The 2,262-nt window shown below is 51.2% G+C and carries 1 protein-coding gene and 1 pseudogene; both read right to left on the bottom strand.

Going from position 1 to position 2,262, the window contains the following annotated elements:
- A pseudogene (locus tag ACM6I5_RS17320) lies at positions 1–225 on the bottom strand (RHS repeat protein); the annotation flags it as partial.
- A 258-nt stretch (positions 226–483) separates the two neighbouring features.
- Positions 484–2,262, bottom strand: a 1,779-nt coding sequence (locus ACM6I5_RS17315) for an RHS repeat domain-containing protein (protein ID WP_414884279.1), incomplete at its 5' end; no start/stop codon positions are given.

The following is a 2,262-nucleotide window of genomic DNA, read 5'->3' as shown; positions in this document are numbered from 1 at the left end:
GCTCAGTTGCCAGCCGGCATCGACACTGTCGCTGCACAGACTTTGGCCTGACAGGCTGTAAAAAGTATGTAGATTGGGTGGAACCGCAGCACCCGACTGCATCAACGCAAACAACCGGGGATCCCATTGCTCGGTGAGCCTGCCCGTTGCATCGTGAAGCTGATGCGTGACCCGCGTTTCAAAGGGATCACCCACATCGCGTCGATGATAAACCACCTCACGCACGGGCAACCCGCGTGGCTCAATGGCGCTTATTGACGGTGTGTAACTGTGCAAATCGTGGCACTCAACGATGGAGAGACCACTCGCAATCTAGGCGTGCCGGGGACCAACGTCTACTGTCAACAATGACAGTAGACGTTGGTCCCCGTTGATCAGAGGTTGGAATGCTAGAGCAGATAAACTCGCTGTGGCGGATTGTGCGGTATTTTTGAGCAGTCCTTGAATAATCTCCAAGGCAAGACACTCATTGAGTCGCGCCATTTAAATAGCCGGAGCCATAATATAACTCGCGTAGTTATCAGGATTTCTAAATGCCATTTTTGTTCGAAGCGCAGGAGTTTTTTTGAAACTCTCTAATGCTTCATCAATGGATGCGCCCCCCGCAACGTTTACAAAGTCATCTTGAACGCTAGGATCGATATCGTCTATTACAATATTTGTTGTCGTCATCATTCTTTTCGACATGCTTGCCATGGCCGCATTTTTCGAGGTTTTTAAGTCAACGTTTCCGCTGACAAGTTTGGCGCCAGCATAGTCGCTAGATGTCGGCACCAAATACCATAAGTCTTTTTGAGCACTTATAACTTTGCTTTGATGAATGCGCTCATGAATAATAATAAAAGCTAACTCTTCTGTCGGAGCACTTGTGAAGAACTGATTGTTTACGTATATTTTTTCTCTTCTATCGCCAGGAATGACAAATGCGGCGGTATCTGCGTAGTCTCCATCGACATCGTCGAAAACGACAATTTTTTCAGAGGTGTCAGTAATTCGCTTAAGTCCTGACAATGCTTCTTTGTAAACCTTGATTAACTGATCAGTATTGCTGCCACCTCCAACTCCGAAGTGTGCGTTCAGTTTTTCTCGATCATGGCTACCATTTTTCAACTCCTCCACACTTCGACTCAAACCCTCTACTGCTAATTTAAGCGCTTCTTTTAGTTTGCTAGCCAAAAGTGGCAGGTGAAGACTGATGTTCGCCATTCCTCTATGCTTGACAATGTCAGGAATTCCGATTTTCTGTTCGAACATAACATCATATTCGGCAGCTGAAATTGGGGCGTATCCGTCGGAATCAAAAAATACAAGCGGCCTATTGTTTACAAAATCATAAAAATTTAACGCATCTATATCCCCCGCGGGATCTGGACTCAGCCACCGCTGTAACCATGGCGCGTAAAAACGCGCGCCATAGTAATAAAGCCCCGTCGCATCTCGTTCCTTGCCCGAGTAACGGATAGTCTTGTAACTGCTTTCCACCTCCTGCCGCCCCGCCAGCCACGCCGTGCCGCCAAACGGGTAATACACTTCCTGGCTCATCGGTTTCGCCTGCGCATCCACTTCAATCGCACTCGACCCCAGGTGATCGTCGAAGCAGTAACGCAGTTGGTCGTTTTCCACGTCATCGGGGGGCGGACTGTCCCAATGCAGCAGCCGCACCGTACAGCGCCCCACCTGAACACTGATAACCTGCAACCGCTCACCCGTGGCACTGTTGGTGTGCAACTCGATGCCCGGCAGGTAGCGTACTTCGGCTGTATGGATGACGGATTTCGCTGCAGCACTTCGGCATTTGCGCAGACGCATGCCTTCAGCATCGTAAACGTAGCGCTCCCAATCATCGGCGGCAGCGATCCGGGTTACTTGGGTGACCTGGGCCAATTCATTGCGACCATTCCACTGCAACGCCTGACCCGGTTGCAGCTCCAGCAAATTGCCACGAACATCGAACAGCGCCTCCAAATCCGCGCCCGGTCGATCTTTGATGCTGCGATTGCTGTGCTCCGCCACCCGCATGATCAACGTGTCGTTCTCGGCACCGAGATGAGTGCGCTCCAGCAGATTACCCGCGGCATCATGGTGATAGGTTTCGCTGTAGTTGCTCCAACGGCTGGCATCGGGCGGGCCGAAGGCTTGCCACTCGGGTAATGCGGGGCCGAATGAGGGCTTGGCGGTTTCCCAGCCGGTGGCTTTGATCAGTTGATTCAACGTGTCGTAGGTGAAGCGGCGGACCGGTTCGATGCGCTGGTTGGCGAAATA

Source organism: Pseudomonas sp. IT-P171 (genome assembly GCF_949767765.1).
Classification (GTDB): Bacteria; Pseudomonadota; Gammaproteobacteria; order Pseudomonadales; family Pseudomonadaceae; genus Aquipseudomonas; species Aquipseudomonas fluorescens_B.
The sequence above is the reverse complement of the archived record's forward strand: the minus strand, read 5'-3'. Positions and strand labels throughout refer to the sequence as shown.